Below are 19,329 nucleotides of genomic sequence, written 5' to 3'. Positions count from 1 at the left end.
GCTGGCATCCGCGGTTTGTCGCTGTTCGCTGGCATCCGCGGTTTGGTATCGGTTCTTCATGCGTTGCCCCTGTGCGGGGCGGCACTTACTTTCTTTGCCGCCGCAAAGAAAGTAAGCAAAGAAAGCGGGCTAACACCGCCAATGCTTGTTATTGCCTGCGGGCCCCCGACCGGTCCTATACTTCAAACGGCAACGCGCGAGTCCTTGCTTGTTGCCAACGCTCCGAATAGATGCATCACCCGCTTCAATCATCCGTAGCGCCGCAAGCGGCAGCGACTCGTCAATGCAGCCCAGGTGGCAAACGGTGTGTAGGTCGTAGTCCTTCCCGCGCGAGCGATCCTACGACACCGCCCTTGCTTTTCAGTCCGGAGTGATGCGCATACGCCGCGACAACCGACACACAGTTTGCCACCTGGGCGGCCGTGGACTGACTGGTAAGGCACGCTGTGACGCGGGAGTTTGAACCGGGTGATGCGGTTATTCGAAGCGTTGGTAGCGGGCGTCGGGAAGAACGATGCCGCATGAAGGATAGGACCGGCTGGGGGCCCGCAGGCAGGAAGAAGAGTTAGCGGTGTTCAGCGGCTTTCTTTTGCCTACTTTTCTTTGCCGCGGCAAAGAAAAGTAGGTGCTGCCCCGCACAGGGGCGACGCGTGAAGTACCAGTATCAAACCGCGGATGCCAGCAAAAGCAAAGCAAAGCAGAGCAAAACCAAACCCAACCCCCAACACCGCAGACAAAACAAAAAAAGCCCCACCCCATTCATCAAGAAACTGGATTCAACATGGAAGCGGAACGCCTGAACGCAATCGACTCCTCTCTGGCAGACCTGAGCACACGCGCAGGCGAGCTCCGGGGGTATCTTTGACTACGATGCCAAGTCGGTACGGCTGATCGAAGTCAACAGGGAACTGGAAGACCCGAACGTCTGGAACGACTCGAAGCACGCCCAGGCACTCGGCAAGGAAAAGAAGCTGCTCGAAGGCGTCGTCGACGTGCTGGGCGCGCTCGATAACGACCTGCGCGACACCAAAGACCTGTTCGACATGGCGCGCGAGGAAGGCGACGAAGACACCCTCGTCGCGGTCGAAGAAGACGCCGCCAAACTCGAAGCGCGCGTCGCCGACATGGAATTCCGCCGGATGTTCTCGAACCCGGCCGATCCGAACAACGCGTTCATCGACATCCAGGCAGGCGCCGGCGGCACGGAAGCGTGCGACTGGGCCTCGATGCTGCTGCGCCAGTACCTGCGCTACTGCGAACGCAAAGGCTTCAAGACGGAAGTGCTCGAAGAATCGGAAGGCGATGTCGCCGGCATCAAGAGCGCGACCATCAAGGTCGAAGGCGAATACGCGTACGGCTTCCTGCGTACCGAAACAGGCATTCACCGCCTCGTGCGCAAGTCGCCGTTCGATTCGTCGGGCGGTCGCCATACGTCGTTCTCGTCGGTGTTCGTGTACCCCGAAATCGACGAATCGTTCGAGATCGAAGTCAATCCGGCCGATCTGCGTATCGATACCTACCGCGCGTCGGGCGCGGGCGGTCAGCACATCAACAAGACCGACTCCGCCGTGCGTATCACGCACGTTCCGTCGGGTATCGTCGTGCAGTGTCAGAACGACCGCTCGCAGCACCGTAACCGCGCCGAAGCGATGGCGATGCTGAAGTCGCGCCTGTACGAAGCCGAAATGCGCAAGCGCCAGTCGGAACAGGACAAGCTCGAAGCGGGCAAGTCGGACGTGGGCTGGGGTCACCAGATCCGTTCGTACGTGCTCGACAACAGCCGCATCAAGGATCTGCGCACTAACGTCGAAATCAGCAACACGAAGAGCGTGCTCGATGGCGACCTCGATCCGTTCATCAGCGCGAGCCTGAAACAGGGCATCTAAGCGCAGCCGGCGCGGCATGGTTTCTCTGCCGCGCCGCATTTTTCACCGCCCGCGCCCTGCCGCCATGACAAGCATCACGCGCATCAGGACGCACCGAACACCGAACTCATCACCATGACCGAACCGACCCAGCCGATTGCGGCCCAGCAGACCGCCGCCGAGGTGGACGACAACCAGATCATCGCCGAGCGCCGCGAAAAGCTGCGCGCGCTGCGCGAGCAAGGCGTCGCCTACCCGAACGACTTCCGTCCGACCCACCACGCCGCCGATCTGCAAACGGAATACGCGGACGCCGACAAGGACGCGCTCGAAGCGAAAGCGCTGCAAGTCGCGCTGGCCGGCCGGATGATGCTCAAGCGCGTGATGGGCAAGGCCAGCTTTGCGACGGTGCGCGACGGCTCGGGCCAGATCCAGTTCTTCATCACGCCCGCCGATGTCGGCGAAGCAACGTATGAAGCCTTCAAGAAGTGGGATCTCGGCGACATCGTCGCCGCGAAGGGCGTGCTGTTCCGCACCAACAAGGGCGAACTGTCCGTGCGCTGCACGGAACTGCGTCTGCTGTCGAAGGCGCTGCGTCCGCTGCCGGACAAGTTCCACGGTCTTGCCGACCAGGAAATGCGCTATCGCCAGCGCTATGTCGACCTGATCGTCACGGACGAAGCGCGCAAGACCTTCGTCGCGCGCACCAAGGCCGTGTCGTCGATCCGCAAGTTCATGGCCGACGCCGACTTCATGGAAGTCGAAACGCCGATGCTGCACCCGATCCCGGGCGGCGCGGCAGCCAAGCCGTTCGTCACGCATCACAACGCGCTGGATATGCAGATGTTCCTGCGTATCGCGCCCGAGCTTTACCTGAAGCGCCTCGTGGTCGGTGGCTTCGAGCGCGTGTGCGAGATCAACCGGAATTTCCGTAACGAGGGCGTGTCGCCGCGTCACAATCCGGAATTCACGATGATGGAGTTCTACGCCGCGTACACCGACTACAAGTGGCTGATGGACTTCACCGAACAACTGATCCGTCAGGCCGCCGTCGATGCACTCGGCAACGCGACCATCACGTATCAGGGCCGCGAACTCGATCTGGCGAAGCCGTTCCATCGCCTGACCATCACGCAAGCCATCCAGAAGTACGCGCCGCAATACACCGATGCGCAACTCGCGGACGGCACGTTCCTGCGCACGGAGCTGAAGAAGTTTGGCGTCGACGCCAACCAGCCGCAGTTCCTGAACGCAGGCATCGGCGCGCTGCAACTGGCGCTGTTCGAAGAGACGGCGGAAGCGCAGTTGTGGGAGCCGACCTTCATCATCGATTACCCGGTGGAAGTGTCGCCGCTCGCGCGCGCGTCGGATACCGTCGATGGCATCACCGAGCGTTATGAGCTGTTCATCACGGGCCGCGAAATCGCCAACGGCTTCTCGGAACTGAACGATCCCGAAGATCAGGCCGCGCGCTTCAAGAAGCAGGTCGATCAGAAAGACGCCGGCGACGAGGAAGCGATGTACTACGACGCCGACTATATCCGTGCGCTCGAATACGGCATGCCGCCTGCCGGTGGCTGCGGTATCGGCATCGACCGTCTGGTGATGCTGCTCACCGATAGCCCGAGCATCCGCGACGTGATCCTGTTCCCGCATCTGCGCCGCGAAGACTGATCTCCGCAGCTATCTGCATTTAGCGACATCATCCGCGCATGATTATCGTTCGATCGATCATGCGCGGTGCGCCCTCCTCTGCTCCCTCTCCATGCGCAATATCGGTTGTAACTACCGGTAAAAAATGCGCACGCCAGATACCCTCCGCTTCCACGTCGGCGCGCTGAAAGCCAGACGCAGCGCGGCTCTCGCCGTTCGGCGCACTTTTTGCATTGAGTGGAACTGAGTGTTGCACTCGCCAGCGGTTACAAATTGAAACCCTGGCTAAAGCCGCGTGTCCGACACTTATACCGGTTAGCCGCCATGCGGCTTGCCACTGCGATTCAACCATTTTCTAAAGGTCCAATCTGCCTAGTCGGAGGCCTACAACCATGGATAATCCGAACCCATCGCCACGCCGTCTTCATCCCCTCGTTGCCGTTGCAGCGGGTGCTGTCATCATCGCCAGTCTCGCGGCGACGGCTGCCGTGACAGGGCTGTTCCCGAAAGCATCGAGCAACGGTGCGCAAAGCGACCAGATGCAGGCGGCCGCAGTGACGCAGCAACAGCAGCCCGTCGTCGATACGGCCCAGCCTGCCGCGCTGAGTGCCCAGCAGCCGTCGGTCGCGCAGCAGCAACAGGCGGAACAGCAAGCCGCCCAGCAGCAGGCTCAGGCGCAACAGGCTGAACAGGCGCAGCAGCAGGCTCAATCTCAGGCTGCAGCCGCTCAGGCCGCTGCACAGCAGGCACAACGTGCTCCGGCGCCGAACCAGCAATATGCGCAACAGCCTCAATACGCTCAGCAAGAACCGGCGCGTCCGGCGTATTGCTCGACGTGCGGCACCGTTGAAGCGATTTCCGCCGTGCGGCAGGAAGGCCACGGCACGGGGATCGGCGCGGTCGGCGGTGCGGTGGCGGGTGGTGTCGTCGGCAACCAGTTTGGCAGCGGCGGTGGCCGTACGGCGATGACGCTGCTGGGCGCGCTCGGCGGCGGCCTGGCAGGCAATTCGGTCGAGAAGCATCTGCGCAGCACGACCAGCTATTCGGTCCGTGTGCACATGGAAAGCGGCAAGCCACGCTACTTCACGTACCACGAAGCGCCGCCGTTCCAGCAAGGCCAGCGCGTGCGGATCGAGAACGGCTCGCTCGTCGCGGGTTGAACCCGGTCGGCGCGCTATCGCTGAGCACGAACGCTCAGGCATGAAAAAAGGCGGCTTCCACAGAAGCCGCCTTTTTCTTTGCCGCGATCAATAATCCGCGTCTTCGATCCATGCCGCCTGGATCGCTTCGAGAATCTTCTCGTTCGAACGATTGGGATCGTCGTCGAAACCGTCGAGCTCCATCACCCAGCGGTGCAGATCGGTGAAGCGCACCTGTTGCGGATCGATCTCCGGGTGCTTGTCGGTCAAGGCCATCGCGATGTCTTGCGTGTCGGTCCACTTCATGGCTGCTGGCTCCTGTTAGTGATTTTCCTTCGCGTGGTTGATCGTATAACGCGGAATCTCGACGACGAGATCGTCGCCTTCCGGCACGATCGCCTGGCACGACAGACGCGATTCGCGCTCGAGACCCCATGCCTTGTCGAGCAGATCATCCTCGAGTTCTTCCGACGGCTCCAGTGCGTTAAAACCCTCACGCACGATCACGTGGCAGGTGGTGCATGCGCAGGACTTCTCGCACGCATGCTCGATCTCGATGCCATTGTCGAGCAAGGTGTCGCAGATGCTCTTGCCCGGCACAGCGTCGATGACCGCGCCATCCGGGCACAGTTCGACGTGAGGCAGCACAACGATTTGAGGCATACAAATTCCGTTCTGTTCGGGTCTGGTCTGTGTGGCACGGACGCCGCCCTGCAGGCACCGTACCATTTTACTGGTGGCGCGGCCGATTTTGGCGCGCGCCGCGTGAATCAGATTTCGTCGAGCTTGCGGCCCGCGAGCGCGCGGCGAATGCTCTTGTCCATCCGGCGAGCGGCGAATTCGTCGGTGCCTTCGGCGAGCGTTTTCGTTGCCGCTTCGATCGCGTCGGCGTCGTCGCTGGGTGCGACAGCGCGCAGCGCATCGACGAGGCCATTGAGCGCCGTGCGTTCGTCGGCGTCGAGCAGTTCGCCGTCGGCGGCAAGTGCCGCTTCCGTCGCTTCGATCAGGCGTTGCGCCTCGACCTGCGCTTCACGCAACGCACGCGCGCGCATATCGATTTCGGCCGTCTTGAAGCTGTCTTCGAGCATGCGCGCGACGTCGTCATCGGCGAGACCGTACGACGGCTTCACCACCACCGATGCTTCCACGCCCGAATGCTGCTCGCGTGCGAACACGGACAGCAGACCGTCCGCATCGACCTGATACGTCACACGGATGCGCGCCGCGCCCGCTGCCATCGGCGGAATGCCGCGCAGTTCGAAGCGAGCGAGCGAACGGCAATCGGAGACGAGTTCGCGCTCGCCCTGGACGACGTGAATCGCCATCGCCGTCTGGCCGTCCTTGAAGGTAGTGAACTCCTGCGCGCGCGCGACGGGAATGGTCGAATTGCGCGGGATGATCTTTTCCGTCAGGCCGCCCATCGTTTCGACGCCGAGCGACAGCGGAATCACGTCGAGCAGCAGCCAGTCGTCGCCGTCGGCACCGCGGTTGCCGGCAAGCAGATCCGCCTGGATGGCCGCGCCGAGCGCGACGACCTGATCCGGGTCGAGATTGGTCAGCGGCGGCTGGCCGAAGTAGTTTTCGACCGCACGTCGGATCACCGGCATACGCGTCGCGCCGCCCACCAGCACGACACCGTTGATGTCGGCGGGCGTCAGCTTTGCGTCGCGCAGTGCCTTCTTCGTGGGGCCGAGCGTGCGCTGAACGAGCGCTTGCGTGATAGCTTCGAATGCTGCTTCATCGACGGTGACGTCGATCTTTGCGCCGCTCGCGAGCGTGGCCTGACCCGGCGCGCTCGCGGCCGACGACAACGCTTCCTTCGTCACGCGCACGGTGTCGAGCAACAGGCGCACGTCTTCCGGCGTCAGCGACTGCGCGGACACGTTCGCTTTTTCGAGCACATGACGATACAACGCGTGATCGAAGTCATCGCCGCCGAGCGCCGAATCGCCGCCCGCTGCGAGCACTTCGAAAACGCCCTTCGTCAGCTTGAGAATCGACAGGTCGAACGTGCCGCCGCCTAGGTCGTACACCGCGTACAGACCTTCCGAGCCGTTATCGAGACCATATGCGATCGCGGCCGCCGTCGGTTCGTTCAGCAAACGCAGCACGTTCAGGCCGGCGAGACGCGCGGCATCTTTGGTCGCCTGGCGCTGCGCTTCGTCGAAATACGCGGGCACCGTGATAACTGCGCCGACCAGTTCGTCGCCGAGCGTGTCTTCCGCGCGGTAACGCAGCGTCGCGAGAATTTCCGCCGACACTTCGACCGGGCTTTTCACGCCGTCGATGGTACGGATCTGCACCATGCCCGGCGCATCGACGAAATCGTACGGCGCGTTTTCCGCGTGTTCGACTTCGCTCTTGCCGCGCCCCATGAAGCGCTTGACGGAGACGATCGTGTTGCGCGGATCGCTGGCGGCTTCCGCCTTCGCCGCACGGCCGATGCGCCGTCCGCCCTTCTCCAGATACCGCACGACGGACGGCAGCAGATAGTGGCCGTCTTCGTCAGGCAGCACATCGGGCACGCCGCTGCGCACAGCCGCTACGAGGGAATTGGTGGTACCCAGGTCGATACCGACCGCGAGACGCCGCTGATGCGGCGCGGGCGCCATGCCCGGTTCAGAGATTTGCAGTAAAGCCATCTGGAATCTTCTTCGGGGCTTGCTTCGCCCCGGTCCTGATCATATGTGTTCGCGTGATGAATGCGCAGTCTGTCGCGCGGCGTCAGTTATCGAGCCGCTCGATCTGCGTGCCGATTTCGGCAGCCACGCGTTCGATGAACATCAGTTGCCGCACCGCCTCGCCCGCTGCCTGATTCGAGCCGCTGTCGAGCAAGCCGGCCAGCTTGGTGAAACGCACTTTCTCTTCGTCGCGCAGTTCTGTGAGCAGCGCGTCAAGCGCGTCGACATTCTTCGCCGCCGATGCATCTTCGATCGCCTCACGCCACTCCATCTGCTGCATCAGAAACGCCGGCTCCATCGCCGTGTTGTTCTCCGCGCCGACATCGATGCCGCGCAGCGACAGCAGATAGCGCGCGCGTTTGAGCGGATCGCGCAGCGTCTGATACGCCTCGTTCGTGCGCGTCGCCCATTGCATCGCGATGCGCTTTTGCGCGTCGCCTGCCGCCGCGAAGCGATCGGGATGCACCTGCGCCTGCACCGTACGATACGCGTGATCGAGCGCCGCAGCGTCGAGCGCGAATTGTTCGGGCAGATTGAAGAGTTCGAAGTGACTGTCGTTCAGCGAGGCCATCAGATTACTTTGTCCATCCAGAGCGCGCAGATCAGCGCCGCAATGTGACGCGCAAGTGCGCGGCGAAATTGAAAAAAGGCGGCACAGGCCGCCTTTTCAGCATGACTCGCGCGTTTACACGCGGAACGATTCGCCGCAGCCGCACTCGTCCTTCACGTTCGGGTTGTTGAACCTGAAGCCTTCGTTCAGCCCTTCACGTGCGAAATCGAGTTCCGTGCCGTCGATATACGCGAGGCTCTTCGGGTCCACAATGATCTTCACGCCATTGCATTCGAAGATTTCGTCTTCGGGCGCGAGTTCATCGACGTACTCGAGCTTGTATGCGAGGCCCGAGCAACCCGTCGTGCGCACACCGAGCCGAAGCCCGACGCCCTTGCCGCGCCGGGTCAGATATTTCTGCACGTGTTGTGCTGCCTTTTCGGTCAACGTAATTGCCATAGCGTTTCTCAATGTGCGGCACGCCGTCGTTCATCACGATGCATGTCGCGACCCTGCCTGCTTCTTATATCGTTGCGACGCGCGTCGGATTCAAGTCTCCGGCGCTGCGCCGTGCCACTGTTGCGCGTTTATCCGCAACGCTGCTTAAGCCGACTGCTCAGCCTTCGCTTCGCCAGCCGTTTCGCCGTGACGCTGCTTGTAGTCAGCGACCGCTGCCTTGATCGCGTCTTCCGCGAGGATCGAGCAGTGGATTTTCACGGGCGGCAGCGCCAGTTCTTCGGCGATCTGCGTGTTCTTGATGGTCAGTGCCTGGTCGAGCGTCAAGCCCTTCACCCATTCCGTGACGAGCGAGCTCGACGCGATGGCCGAACCGCAGCCGTACGTCTTGAACTTCGCGGCTTCGATCACGCCGTCCGCGCCGACGCGGATCTGCAGCTTCATCACGTCGCCGCAAGCGGGCGCGCCGACCATGCCGGTGCCGACTGCATCGTCGTCTTTCGCGAACGAACCGACGTTGCGGGGGTTTTCGTAGTGGTCCAGGACCTTATCGCTGTATGCCATTTTGTGACTCCTTGATTCGATTCAACCTGCGTTCGTTTCGACTGCCCGGGTGCCTGATGCGCTTAGTGCGCGGCCCACTGGATGGTCGAAATATCGATGCCGTCCTTGTGCATTTCCCACAGCGGCGACAGATCGCGCAGCTTCGCAATCTTGCTCTTCAGCAGGTTGATGACGTAATCGACGTCCTGCTCCGTCGTGAAGCGGCCGACCGTGAAGCGGATCGAGCTGTGTGCCAGCTCGTCGTTGCGGCCGAGTGCGCGCAACACATACGACGGTTCCAGCGACGCCGACGTACAGGCCGAGCCCGACGACACGGCCACGTCCTTCACCGCCATGATCAGCGATTCACCTTCGACGAAGTTGAAGCTGATGTTCAGGTTGTGCGGGACACGCTTTTCCATGTCGCCGTTCACATACGTTTCTTCGATCTCTTGCAGACCGCGCAGCAGCTTGTCGCGCAGTGCGCGGACGCGTTCGTTTTCCGTCGCCATTTCTTCACGCGCGATACGGAACGCTTCGCCCATGCCGACGATCTGGTGCGTCGCCAGCGTGCCCGAACGCATGCCGCGCTCGTGACCGCCGCCATGCATCTGCGCTTCGATACGCACGCGCGGCTTGCGTCGCACGTACAGCGCACCGATGCCCTTCGGGCCGTACGTCTTGTGCGCCGAAAACGACATCAGGTCGACCTTCAGCTTCTGCAGGTCGATTTCGACCTTGCCCGTCGACTGTGCAGCGTCGACGTGGAAAATGATGCCCTTCTCGCGGCAGATTTCACCGATCGTGCCGATGTCCTGCACCACGCCGATCTCATTGTTCACGTGCATCACGGAGACGAGGATCGTGTCCGGGCGCAGCGCAGCCTTGAACACGTCGAGGTCGATCAGGCCGTCATCCTTGACGTCGAGATACGTGACTTCGTAGCCTTCGCGCTCCAGCTCACGCGTGGTGTCGAGCACAGCCTTGTGCTCGGTCTTCACCGTGATGATGTGCTTGCCCTTGCCCTTGTAGAAGTGCGCCGCGCCCTTGATGGCGAGGTTGTCCGATTCCGTCGCGCCCGACGTCCAGATGATTTCGCGCGGGTCGGCGTTGACGAGCGCGGCGACGTTCTCACGCGCTTCCTCGACGGCACGTTCCGCGTCCCAGCCGTAGGCGTGGCTGCGCGAGGCCGGGTTGCCGAACTGCTCACGCAGGTACGGAATCATCTTGTCCACCACGCGCGGATCGACGGGCGTCGTTGCGCTGTAGTCCATGTAAATGGGCAGGTGGGGAATGTCGTTGTTCATCAATCGCTCCGGGGACATCAGTGCTTATGGCTTCACTTGCTGGCGTTCGCGTCTGGGCGCGCGCTGTCAGCCAGCCATGTTGAAAACGGAATTCGGCCCTTTCGGCACCGCGCGCGGCTCGACAGCGGGCGCTTCGGTGCGACGGTCGCGCAGCACCGCCGTCGCGCCTTCGCGCGAGCGTTGCTGGTCGACCAGGTCTTTCAGGGAAACGGAGTCGAGATACTCGACCATCTTCTGGTTCAGCGTCGACCACAGTTCATGCGTCATGCAGTGGCCGTCGTGATGCTTCGTGCCTTCACACGAACCCTTGCCGCCGCATTGGGTGGCATCGAGCGGTTCGTCGACGGCGATGATGATGTCCGCGACCGTCACATCCTCCGCGCGGCGCGCGAGGTTGTAGCCGCCGCCCGGCCCGCGCACGGATTCGACGATCTCGTGACGGCGCAGCTTGCCAAACAGCTGCTCGAGGTAGGACAGGGAGATGTGCTGGCGCTGGCTGATACCTGCAAGCGTCACCGGGCCCTGCTCCTGGCGCAATGCCAGGTCGATCATCGCCGTGACGGCGAAACGGCCTTTCGTGGTGAGTCTCATATGTGGTGGGAACCGCAATTCTCGACAAGTTTGGTCAAGTATAAATACATGACAGATTTAGTCAAGTATCCCTATCTCGATATGGGTCATTTACTTAACGAGAACTTGTCTTACAGGGTCAATTGGGGCCGCAACACCGCGATCAGGCCACGGCAGGCGGCTTCGCACTGGTCCAGCACGATCTCGAAGCCCTCGCCGCCGCCGAAATACGGATCGACGACTTCGCGTGCATCGAAACCTGGCGCGCGTTTTTCCGCGCCGTTTGCGTCGGTCGCACTGGCGGCCGTCGCAAATTCCATCAGCAGACGAATCTTGTCGCGCTGTGCAGGCGGGGAGATTTGTCTGAGCGAGGCGACATTCTTGTCGTCCATCGCGATGATCAGATCGAAGCGCTCGAAATCCGCTGCGGCAATCTGACGGCCGCGCAGCGCTGACAGATCGTAGCCGCGGCTTTTTGCGGCGCGTTGCGCGCGTTCATCCGGCGCTTCACCGATATGCCAGTCACCTGTGCCTGCCGAATCCACGATCACGCGATCGGCGAGCTTCGCTTCTGCCAACAGGTGACGCATCACGCCTTCTGCAGTCGGGGAACGGCAAATGTTCCCAAGGCACACGAAGCAGATGGCGACAGTTTTCATTCGATGGCTGAGCGGCTCAGCCGCAATTGTCACAAGTGGTAAAACAGTGCCGCGATTATACAAAGGCGTGCAAAATCACGCCCGCAGCGCGCCAGCGCGGCGGATTACATGGCTTGCGCGGGCATGCGGGCGGTTGCGGGCATCGTATCTGCCGGCATCGCGACGTCGCCGCCGACAAAACCATACGAAACCGTGCGCGCCAGTTCAGCCGATACGCGCTCTGCTGCCAAAGGCGACTGCGCAGCCGCGCCGTTATACAGATGCAGGTAAGCAACAGCCGCAAGCGGCACGACCACGGCCAAAGGCCAGTACACCGATATTTTCTTTCTCATGATGTCGTTCTCTTAAAGCGGGCTGTGGTGCACAGACGCACTTTGCCCAGTCGAAATGGTAGATGAACACGCAATCCGGATAAACCCGCGCCAGCCAAACACTCCGTTGCGTACAAGTGAACAGTGAGATCGCGCGAGCGGCGCGCATCGTGCTCAGGTAGTCTTTCGGTTGCCGAAAGAAATCCTTACAAAAGCACACACAGGTAATCATCAAGTAGCGCTACAACTAGCGGTATGGATACAGACAACGCGCCTCTCGCTTGTCTTAACACTCAAATGAAACGTTCTATTCCTTCTCTCGTTCCTGTTGCTGCCGTCGTGTGCGCGGTGGCTGCGCTGGGTGGTTGCGCGGCTTATCCGTATGGCGGCCAGCCCGCCTATGGTTACGACGGCGGCTACTACGACGGCTACGGCGCGCCCGCTCCGGCTTATGGCTATGCGGAACCGCCCGTGCAATCGAGCCTGTTCCTCGGCTTCGGCGGAAACTCCGGACCTGACTACGATCGTCGCTATTGCGGCAATCGTGGTTATGACCGCGGCAATTACAACAACAACAACAACAACAACCACGGACACTGGAATGGCAACGGCGGCCGGCCAGGGAACAACGGCAACAACGGCGGCGGACCGCCGCGCGGTCAGCCGCCGCAGGCAAGCAACCCGCCCCCGCCGCCCAATCCGGGCGGCAATTCAGGTGGCTGGCATGGCAACCGTCCGCCCGTGCAGGCGGGCGCGGGGCAACAGCCACAGGGCGGTGACAATCGGGGAAGCGGCGTTGGGTCGCCTCGTCAGCCGAGACGTGGTGATGGAAGCAGCACCTGGCACTAACCTCCCGACATATTGGGTCGAATGACGGCGAAAAAAGAGGCTGCATCGCAGACGCGATGCAGCCTCTTTTCGTATCGACGCCCGAAAGCGTGCGCGCGCTAACCGATATGCGTCTTGCTCGCCGCGTATAGCTCGCGGAACGTACGGCCGACGGGCGCCGGCATGTCACGCGTATTGGTCCACCCCGCGCCGAGCGGCAGCTTCGCGATCGACTTCCGGTTGCCACCCATGCGTTCGAGAATCCGCACTGCGACTTTGGTAAGCAGCCCATATGCCGCCGGACGCATCGCCAGATAGCCCCAGACGGCCAGTCCGAAACGCTCCTGCCACGGACGCAGATGCCGTTCCATCTGCCGCTCGCGCAGCTTGCGCAGCAGATCCGACAACGGAATGCCGACGGGACACACGCTGTTGCATTCGCCGCAGAGCGTCGCGGCCTGCGGCAGATCGATCGCCTTTTCGATGCCGACGTAGCTCGGCGTCAACACGGAACCCATCGGCCCCGGATACACCCATCCGTACGTATGTCCGCCGACCTTCTGATACACAGGGCAATGGTTCATGCACGCGCCGCAACGGATACAGCGCAGCATCTCCTGAAAATCGCCGCCGATCAGCCCCGTGCGCCCGCCATCGACGAGCACCACATACATATGTTCCGGCCCGTCCTGATCGCCCTCGCGGCGCGGGCCGGTCAGCACGGAGAAATAGTTCGACACGTCCTGCCCCGTCGCCGAACGCGGCAACAGACGCATGGCCGTCGCGAGATCTTCCAGTGTAGGCAGCACCTTTTCGATGCCCGTCACGGCGACGTGCACGCGCGGCATCACGGTACACATGCCCTCGTTGCCCTCGTTGGTCACGAGCGCGACGGAGCCCGTCTCCGCGATCACGAAATTGCCGCCCGTCACGCCCATGTCGGCCGTCATGAAATGCGGGCGCAGCATCTCGCGCGCTTCGCGCGTCATCTCCGGGATTTCCGTCAGGCGCGGCTTCTGGTGCGTCTTCGCGAACAGATCGGCGATCTCTTCCTTATCCTTGTGAACGACGGGCGCGATGATGTGGCTCGGCGGCTCGTTGTCGTTGATCTGCAGGATGTATTCGCCGAGATCGGTTTCGATCGACTGCACGCCCATCTGTCCGAGCACCTCGTTCAGACGCATCTCCTCGGACACCATCGACTTCGTCTTGATCACCTTCTTCACGTCGTGCTTGCGCGCGATGTCGGCGACGAGCTTCGCCGCTTCCGCTGTCGTCTCGGCGAACAGCACGGTGACGCCGCGGCGCGTCGCTTCACGCTCGAAGGTTTCGAGCCAGACGTCGAGGTTCTCCAGCGCGCGATTGCGGCGTTCCTTCAGCGCGGCGCGCGTGGCGGCAAAGTCGATCGCGGTCATGGCAGAAGCGCGCGCCGACACGAACTTCGTCGATAGCTTGGTGAGGTTCTGCTGAAGGCGCTGGTCGGCGAGTTTCTGGCCTGCGCGCGCCTTGAACTGCATCGTTTGGACTTGCATGACGGCCTTGGGGATCGGTTATGTAGATGATCTGCGGCGAGTCAGACGAACATCTGCAACGGCTGGCTGCTCAGGCGTCACCGGCCAGCACCTGCGCGATATGCAGCACGCGCGTGGTGGTGTCGCCCGTGCGACGCAAGCGCCCTTCGATATTCAGCATGCAGCCGAGATCGCCGAGCACGACGGCTGGCGCACCGCTTGCCTGAATATTCGCGCATTTTTCATCGACGATGGCCGTCGAAATATCACCGAACTTCAGCGCAAAGGTGCCGCCGAAACCGCAGCAGTGCTCGCAGTCCTTCATCTCCGTCACGGCGACGCCCGCCTGTGCGAGCAGATCGCGCGGCTGCTGCTTGACGCCGAGTTCGCGCAAGCCCGAGCAGGAATCGTGATACGTCACCGGACCCTGGAATTCGCCCGGCGTCAGCTCGATCTTCGCGACATTGGCGAGAAAATCGGTGAGTTCAAAAACCTTCGGACGCAAACGCGAATAGCGGCCCATCAGCTCAGGATCGTCGGCGAACAGATCGCCGTAGTGCGCGCGTATCATGCCGCCGCACGAACCGGACGGCACCACCACATAGTCGTATTGCTCGAATTCGCGCAGCGTCTTTTCGGCGAGATCGCGCGCGATGCGGCGGTCGCCCGAGTTGTAGGCGGGTTGTCCGCAGCACGTTTGCGCCGGCGGCACGAACACCTCGACGCCCGCCCGCTCGATCAGTTTGAGCGCGGAACAGCCGATTTCGGGGCGCATCAGATCGATCAGGCAGGTGACGAAAAAACCGACTCGCATGTGTGCTCCTCCGGGGAAACGTCCCCGATTATCCGCTGTTTGGCGCGCAATACCAACGCGTAACGGCCCCTATGCGCAATGAACCGCCAGATATTGAGATTCGAGGACCGTCTCCAACGGCGTTCGCTTATTTCACAATACGAGATACAATCGGTTTTCCGCTGTTTGACGCGTCAACCGTTTAGTCTTATGAGCGATACCAGCCCGGACCCCAAAACGTCGATCCAGGTGATCGAGCGCATGATGCGCCTGCTGGATGCCCTCGCCGCGCATAGCGACCCGGTCAGCCTGAAGGAACTCGCGCTGCGCACCGATCTTCATCCGTCCACCGCCCATCGCATTCTGAACGACATGGTGACCTGCCGGCTGGTGGATCGTTCGGATCCCGGCACCTATCGTCTCGGCATGCGGTTGCTCGAACTGGGCAATCTCGTCAAGGCGCGCCTGTCGGTGCGCGACGCGGCGCTGATGCCGATGCGCGAACTGCACCGGCTGACAGGCCAGACGGTGAATCTCTCCGTGCGTCAGGGCGACGAGATCGTTTATATCGAACGCGCTTATTCTGAACGCTCGGGCATGCAGGTCGTGCGGGCGATCGGCGGCCGCGCGCCGCTGCATCTGACTTCCGTCGGCAAGCTGTTCCTCGCCGCCGACGAATCCACCCGCGTGCGCGCTTACGCCACACGCACCGGCCTGTCGGGCCACACGCAAAACAGCATCACCGATCTCAGCAAGCTGGAGCGCGAACTGTCGCACGTGCGCCAGCAGGCTTGCGCGCGTGACAACGAAGAACTCGAACTCGGCGTGCGCTGCATCGCAGCCGGTATTTACGACGACACGGGCAAGCTCGTCGCGGGTCTGTCGCTGTCCGCACCCGCTGACCGCCTGCAGGATTCGTGGCTTGGTCAGTTGAGCAAGACGGCACTGGTGATTTCCGAATCGCTCGGTTATCACCCGCAGGTTCAGCACGCCAGCGCTGCCGCACAGTCGGCGCCGCACTAATCGTCGCTTAGCATCAGCGCAATAAAAAAAGCCCCGCATTGCGGGGCTTTTTTCTTAAGACGCTGCTGTCGCTCAGGTGCCGGCACCGTTGGCGTCCGCGCTCGTGATGCGCTGTTCGCCGCCGTTGTCGAGCCACGTGCGCAGACGCTGCGCATCGGCGAAACGCGAGTACTTGCCCGACGAATCGAGCAGCACCATGATCATCGGACGATCATGAATGGTGGCCTGCATCACGAGGCACTCACCCGCTTCGTTGATGAAGCCCGTCTTCTGCAGACCGATGTCCCACGACGGATTGCGCACCAGCGCATTCGTGCTGTTGTACGCGATCGTGCGCTTGCCGGTGTACACCTCGTAGCTGCGATCGGTCGAGAACTTGCGGATCATCGGGTACTGATACGCAGCGTTGACCATCTTCACGAGATCACGTGCGCTGGACACGTTCTGGCTCGTCAGGCCCGTCGGGTTTTCGAAGTGCGTGTCGGTCATGCCGAGCGCCTTCGCCTTCGCATTCATCGCGGCCATGAACGCCGGACGGCCGCCCGGGAAATAACGCGACAGCGCAGCCGCCGCACGATTTTCCGACGCCATCAGCGCGATATGCAGCATGTCTTCACGCGACAGCACCGAGCCAACCGACAGACGCGAGCCCGTGTTCTTCTCGTAATCGCGGTCTTCGTCCGTGACTTCGACCTGTTCGGTCATGGCCGCCTTCGAATCGAGCACGACCATCGCCGTCATCAGCTTGGTGATCGACGCGATGGGCACGACGGCGCGCGAGTTCTTGTCGAACAGCGACTCCGACGTGTTCTGGTCGACCACGTACGCGACGCTCGAACGCAGCGCGAGCGCGTCAGGCGTTTCGTGCAGGCCGAACGCGGTGCCGACGGACGGCTGACGCGGTTCGAACGCGACGCGGCGCACGACGGAATGATGGCGGCCGTTCATCGAGTACGACACACGGCGCTTCTTCGAGACGGTGCGGGGCTGGTCGTCGTCATCTTTCGCTGCGACCTTCGCGGCGCTCGACGACTTGCTGGAGACTTTCTCGGCGGCTGCCTTCTTCGACGACTTCTTGCCAGCCTTGGCAGACTTGGCAGGAGCCGTGGCGGAAGCGGCGAATGCGTCCACCGGCGCGGCAAAAGCCGCTGCGATGACCACCGAGGCGGCCACCGACAGAGCGGTGCTGAGCGCCGCGCCGTGCATCACTTTCAGTGACGAAAACATGTCGGTTTTCATTGGTGTTCTGGTTGGAGCGGCGAGAGAGTTTCCGCCAGTGTAGTAAAACAGTTAAAAATTAGCAATATTAAGCACTTATCGACTGTCCTTAAACCGAGTTGTCAGGCCCGATTGAGAAAAGGCAATGAGATGCACGTACACAATCGAAAATACCAATGACGCGCCGACACAAGGCCATCGCCAATGTCGCTGAAGAAGTCTCACTCGTTCAGCATATCGGCATCTTCGACACAAACTTGATCAGGGGAAGTACGGTCGCGTACGGATGGCAATACGACTCGCCACAAGCGTCCGAAGCACAATTCCTGCCGCACCGATACACACATACAGGACACCTGGAAGCCAACTATTAAGCGACTACCGGAATCTGCATGCCGCGCATTCGACCGGGTTGGAGTTTTAACGTTCCGCTACGGTTTTCGGTTTACCTGAGAATTTTACCTTTTTGCTCGGAAACGCGCCGTCGGCGTGTTCCTAAGCCTGTACTGGCTTGGGAGACCACGATTTTTGCGGCACCACATCGGTGCAAACCCTAATGTGCATGCGCTTCACCACAATGTCATAAACGCTACATAACGTATTGTTTTATTAGTAATTTCTATGCGTTGTGCGTTGCACAAAATAGTGCTTGACATCCATCGGCAGCATCCTAAAATGGGAACCATTGCTGCGACGCACAATGACCTGCGGACCAGCGATTCCATTGACTTCTGCAGTTAACCCAACTCGGTCCGCGCCAGACGGGCCGGTATTCCAGGAGCGTAAAACATGACTCTGCTGACCCCCGAGCAATTCGCCGCAGCCCAGAAGGCCAACCTCGAAACGCTGTTCGGCCTGACGTCGAAGGCATTCGAAGGCGTCGAAAAGCTGGTCGAGCTGAATCTGCAAGTCGTCAAGTCGACGATCGCTGAAGGCCAGGAAAATGCACAACGCGCGCTGTCGGTGAAGGACGCGCAGGAATTGCTCGCGCTGCAAGCGAGCCTGACGCAACCGGTGGCAGAGAAGGTTCTGTCGTATGGCCGTCACCTGTACGAAATCGCATCGGCTACGCAAGCTGAATTCGCACGTGTTGCTGAAGCGCAATACGAAGAGCAGAACAAGAAGGTGCAGACACTCGTCGAGAACGTCGCGAAGAACGCACCGGCTGGTTCGGAAACGGCTGTCGCCGTGATCAAGTCGGCCATCACGGCGGCTAACACGACGTACGAAACGGTTCACAAGGCAACGAAGCAAGCTGTCGAAATCGCTGAAAGCAACTTCAATGCGGCTGCTACGGCTGCATCGAAGGCTGCGTCGCAAGCTGCAGCACAGGCTTCGCGTACGGCAGCTTCGGCCAAGAAGGCTGCTGTCTAATAACGTAACGGATTCAACGGATCGGGCTTCACCTGCGCGTTGACGGATGCCCCATCATCTGTCGGCGCGCAGCCGCGAGATACACTTGTCGAAGTGACTGGCGGTGGATGAACAGCGCCGCTGGGTGTCGATATTTACTTCGACGACCGAGCGGCCAGACGCTCCGATACGTTAAACAGCGTATCGTTTCCCCGGCTTAGGCCGGGATTTTTTTTTGGCTCACTGGGTTCACCAGGTTTTGGGTTTTGGTTTTGGGTTTTTGGTTTGCCTTGCTGGCGGCTTTGAGGTTGGGCTTGTTGTTTTTGGTTTCTTCGATGGCGTCCGCGGTTTGTTAGTGGTACCTCACGCGTCGCCCCTGTGCGGGGCAGCACCTACTTTTCTTTGCCGCGGCAAAGAAAAGTAGGCAAAAGAAAGCCGCTGAACACCACCCACTACGGTCCTTGCCTGCGGGTCCCCCACCGGTCCTATCCTTCGCACGGCATCACTCTTCTTGATGCCCGCTGCCAGCGCTCTTTAAGGGCGCATCACCCTCTTCAAACACCCGCGTCTCATCGGACCTTACCAGTCAGTCCACGGCCGCCCAGGTGGCAAACGGTGTGTCGGCTGTCGCGCCTTATACGCTTCACTCCGGACTGAAAAGCAAAGGCGGTGTGTCTTGTAGGATCGCCGACGCAGAATGCGCGACAACCTACACACCGTTTGCCACCTGGGCTGCATATGCGCTTCGCTGCCGCACGCGGCGCTACGGGTGAGTGAAGTGGGGTAGGCGAATATTCGAAACGATGGCAACGGGCGGGGACTGAGAGGTTGCCGTGTGAAGGATAGGAACCGTCGGGGGCCCGCAGGCA

The 19,329-nt window shown here is 61.3% G+C and carries 19 protein-coding genes; 6 read left to right on the top strand and 13 right to left on the bottom strand.

The genetic code is table 11. The features are described from left to right. Positions 1-781 precede the first annotated feature (781 nt). The 3 genes from prfB to DK391_RS08905 all read left to right on the top strand — a co-directional run bounded on the left by prfB (position 782) and on the right by DK391_RS08905 (position 4,678). Positions 782-1,886, top strand: a protein-coding gene (gene prfB, locus DK391_RS08915) for a peptide chain release factor 2 (protein WP_109477647.1) whose coding sequence is annotated in 2 segments (ribosomal slippage) — positions 782-862 and positions 864-1,886 — 1,104 coding nt in all. Because the reading frame shifts where the segments join, the coding sequence is not laid out codon by codon here. A gap of 114 nt (positions 1,887-2,000) precedes the next feature. Beyond that, positions 2,001-3,539 (top strand): lysine--tRNA ligase, encoded by a 1,539-nt coding sequence (lysS, locus tag DK391_RS08910; RefSeq protein ID WP_109477646.1) that lies wholly within the window; start codon positions 2,001-2,003, stop codon positions 3,537-3,539. Between the two features lie 371 nt (positions 3,540-3,910). After that, positions 3,911-4,678 carry a glycine zipper 2TM domain-containing protein gene (locus DK391_RS08905; protein ID WP_109477645.1) on the top strand — a complete coding sequence of 256 codons (768 nt, stop codon included), beginning with the start codon at positions 3,911-3,913 and terminating at the stop codon, positions 4,676-4,678. An 87-nt stretch (positions 4,679-4,765) separates the two neighbouring features. Here DK391_RS08905 and iscX read toward each other — a convergent pair whose 3' ends face one another. The 10 genes from iscX to DK391_RS08855 all read right to left on the bottom strand — a co-directional run bounded on the left by iscX (position 4,766) and on the right by DK391_RS08855 (position 11,755). Continuing rightward, positions 4,766-4,963 (bottom strand): Fe-S cluster assembly protein IscX, encoded by a 198-nt coding sequence (iscX, locus tag DK391_RS08900; RefSeq protein WP_007586799.1) that lies wholly within the window; start codon positions 4,961-4,963, stop codon positions 4,766-4,768. Positions 4,964-4,978: 15 nt separating this feature from the next. Beyond that, entirely contained in the window at positions 4,979-5,320 is a 342-nt protein-coding gene (gene fdx / locus DK391_RS08895; RefSeq protein WP_109477644.1) for an ISC system 2Fe-2S type ferredoxin, read from the bottom strand. Between the two features lie 107 nt (positions 5,321-5,427). Further along, positions 5,428-7,299 carry a Fe-S protein assembly chaperone HscA gene (gene hscA, locus DK391_RS08890; RefSeq protein WP_109477643.1) on the bottom strand — a complete coding sequence of 624 codons (1,872 nt, stop codon included), beginning with the start codon at positions 7,297-7,299 and terminating at the stop codon, positions 5,428-5,430. A gap of 82 nt (positions 7,300-7,381) precedes the next feature. Beyond that, entirely contained in the window at positions 7,382-7,909 is a 528-nt protein-coding gene (gene hscB, locus DK391_RS08885; RefSeq protein WP_109477642.1) for a Fe-S protein assembly co-chaperone HscB, read from the bottom strand. Positions 7,910-8,023: 114 nt separating this feature from the next. Then, positions 8,024-8,347: an iron-sulfur cluster assembly protein IscA gene (iscA, locus tag DK391_RS08880; RefSeq protein WP_109477641.1), complete on the bottom strand. Its 324-nt coding sequence runs from the start codon at positions 8,345-8,347 to the stop codon at positions 8,024-8,026. Between the two features lie 144 nt (positions 8,348-8,491). After that, complete coding sequence (gene iscU, locus DK391_RS08875) at positions 8,492-8,908, bottom strand: Fe-S cluster assembly scaffold IscU (RefSeq protein ID WP_109477640.1); 417 nt, start codon at positions 8,906-8,908, stop codon at positions 8,492-8,494. A gap of 62 nt (positions 8,909-8,970) precedes the next feature. Further along, complete coding sequence (locus DK391_RS08870; protein WP_109477639.1) at positions 8,971-10,194, bottom strand: IscS subfamily cysteine desulfurase; 1,224 nt, start codon at positions 10,192-10,194, stop codon at positions 8,971-8,973. Between the two features lie 66 nt (positions 10,195-10,260). Further along, positions 10,261-10,785: a Fe-S cluster assembly transcriptional regulator IscR gene (gene iscR / locus DK391_RS08865; RefSeq protein ID WP_012400853.1), complete on the bottom strand. Its 525-nt coding sequence runs from the start codon at positions 10,783-10,785 to the stop codon at positions 10,261-10,263. 110 nt (positions 10,786-10,895) lie between these two features. Continuing rightward, positions 10,896-11,423 (bottom strand): low molecular weight protein-tyrosine-phosphatase, encoded by a 528-nt coding sequence (locus DK391_RS08860; protein WP_109477638.1) that lies wholly within the window; start codon positions 11,421-11,423, stop codon positions 10,896-10,898. 104 nt (positions 11,424-11,527) lie between these two features. After that, positions 11,528-11,755: a hypothetical protein gene (locus tag DK391_RS08855; protein WP_109477637.1), complete on the bottom strand. Its 228-nt coding sequence runs from the start codon at positions 11,753-11,755 to the stop codon at positions 11,528-11,530. A 276-nt stretch (positions 11,756-12,031) separates the two neighbouring features. On the opposite strand from DK391_RS08855, the gene DK391_RS08850 reads away from it, so the two are divergent. Further along, a complete protein-coding gene (locus DK391_RS08850; RefSeq protein WP_109477636.1) occupies positions 12,032-12,583 on the top strand; it encodes a hypothetical protein in 552 nt (183 codons plus the stop codon). A gap of 98 nt (positions 12,584-12,681) precedes the next feature. Here DK391_RS08850 and DK391_RS08845 read toward each other — a convergent pair whose 3' ends face one another. Next, positions 12,682-14,094, bottom strand: a complete 1,413-nt coding sequence (locus DK391_RS08845; protein ID WP_109477635.1) for a LutB/LldF family L-lactate oxidation iron-sulfur protein — start codon at positions 14,092-14,094, stop codon at positions 12,682-12,684. Positions 14,095-14,164: 70 nt separating this feature from the next. Beyond that, on the bottom strand, positions 14,165-14,887 hold the full coding sequence (locus DK391_RS08840; protein WP_109477634.1) for a (Fe-S)-binding protein: 723 nt from the start codon (positions 14,885-14,887) through the stop codon (positions 14,165-14,167). Between the two features lie 189 nt (positions 14,888-15,076). Between DK391_RS08840 and DK391_RS08835 the strand changes: the two genes are divergently transcribed. After that, positions 15,077-15,889, top strand: a complete 813-nt coding sequence (locus DK391_RS08835; protein ID WP_109477633.1) for an IclR family transcriptional regulator — start codon at positions 15,077-15,079, stop codon at positions 15,887-15,889. A 72-nt stretch (positions 15,890-15,961) separates the two neighbouring features. On the opposite strand, the gene pbpG is transcribed toward DK391_RS08835, so the two are convergent. Further along, the gene (gene pbpG, locus DK391_RS08830; protein WP_109477632.1) at positions 15,962-17,128 is read right to left on the bottom strand and encodes a D-alanyl-D-alanine endopeptidase; all 1,167 of its coding nucleotides are present in this window, start codon (positions 17,126-17,128) and stop codon (positions 15,962-15,964) included. Between the two features lie 768 nt (positions 17,129-17,896). Here pbpG and DK391_RS08820 point away from each other — a divergent pair. After that, positions 17,897-18,481 (top strand): phasin family protein, encoded by a 585-nt coding sequence (locus DK391_RS08820; RefSeq protein ID WP_109477630.1) that lies wholly within the window; start codon positions 17,897-17,899, stop codon positions 18,479-18,481. Positions 18,482-19,329: the final 848 nt, after the last annotated feature.

It is taken from the genome of Paraburkholderia sp. C35 (assembly GCF_003121405.1).
GTDB lineage: Bacteria > Pseudomonadota > Gammaproteobacteria > Burkholderiales > Burkholderiaceae > Paraburkholderia.
The sequence above is the reverse complement of the archived record's forward strand: the minus strand, read 5'-3'. Positions and strand labels throughout refer to the sequence as shown.

Coding starts and splice junctions, on each gene's coding strand:
- lysS (WP_109477646.1), top strand. CDS start 2,001: ATGACCGAACCGACCCAGCCGATTGCGGCCCAGCAGACCGCCGCCGAG.
- DK391_RS08905 (WP_109477645.1), top strand. CDS start 3,911: ATGGATAATCCGAACCCATCGCCACGCCGTCTTCATCCCCTCGTTGCC.
- iscX (WP_007586799.1), bottom strand. CDS start 4,963: ATGAAGTGGACCGACACGCAAGACATCGCGATGGCCTTGACCGACAAG.
- fdx (WP_109477644.1), bottom strand. CDS start 5,320: ATGCCTCAAATCGTTGTGCTGCCTCACGTCGAACTGTGCCCGGATGGC.
- hscA (WP_109477643.1), bottom strand. CDS start 7,299: ATGGCTTTACTGCAAATCTCTGAACCGGGCATGGCGCCCGCGCCGCAT.
- hscB (WP_109477642.1), bottom strand. CDS start 7,909: ATGGCCTCGCTGAACGACAGTCACTTCGAACTCTTCAATCTGCCCGAA.
- iscA (WP_109477641.1), bottom strand. CDS start 8,347: ATGGCAATTACGTTGACCGAAAAGGCAGCACAACACGTGCAGAAATAT.
- iscU (WP_109477640.1), bottom strand. CDS start 8,908: ATGGCATACAGCGATAAGGTCCTGGACCACTACGAAAACCCCCGCAAC.
- DK391_RS08870 (WP_109477639.1), bottom strand. CDS start 10,194: ATGAACAACGACATTCCCCACCTGCCCATTTACATGGACTACAGCGCA.
- iscR (WP_012400853.1), bottom strand. CDS start 10,785: ATGAGACTCACCACGAAAGGCCGTTTCGCCGTCACGGCGATGATCGAC.
- DK391_RS08860 (WP_109477638.1), bottom strand. CDS start 11,423: ATGAAAACTGTCGCCATCTGCTTCGTGTGCCTTGGGAACATTTGCCGT.
- DK391_RS08855 (WP_109477637.1), bottom strand. CDS start 11,755: ATGAGAAAGAAAATATCGGTGTACTGGCCTTTGGCCGTGGTCGTGCCG.
- DK391_RS08850 (WP_109477636.1), top strand. CDS start 12,032: ATGAAACGTTCTATTCCTTCTCTCGTTCCTGTTGCTGCCGTCGTGTGC.
- DK391_RS08845 (WP_109477635.1), bottom strand. CDS start 14,094: ATGCAAGTCCAAACGATGCAGTTCAAGGCGCGCGCAGGCCAGAAACTC.
- DK391_RS08840 (WP_109477634.1), bottom strand. CDS start 14,887: ATGCGAGTCGGTTTTTTCGTCACCTGCCTGATCGATCTGATGCGCCCC.
- DK391_RS08835 (WP_109477633.1), top strand. CDS start 15,077: ATGAGCGATACCAGCCCGGACCCCAAAACGTCGATCCAGGTGATCGAG.
- pbpG (WP_109477632.1), bottom strand. CDS start 17,128: ATGAAAACCGACATGTTTTCGTCACTGAAAGTGATGCACGGCGCGGCG.
- DK391_RS08820 (WP_109477630.1), top strand. CDS start 17,897: ATGACTCTGCTGACCCCCGAGCAATTCGCCGCAGCCCAGAAGGCCAAC.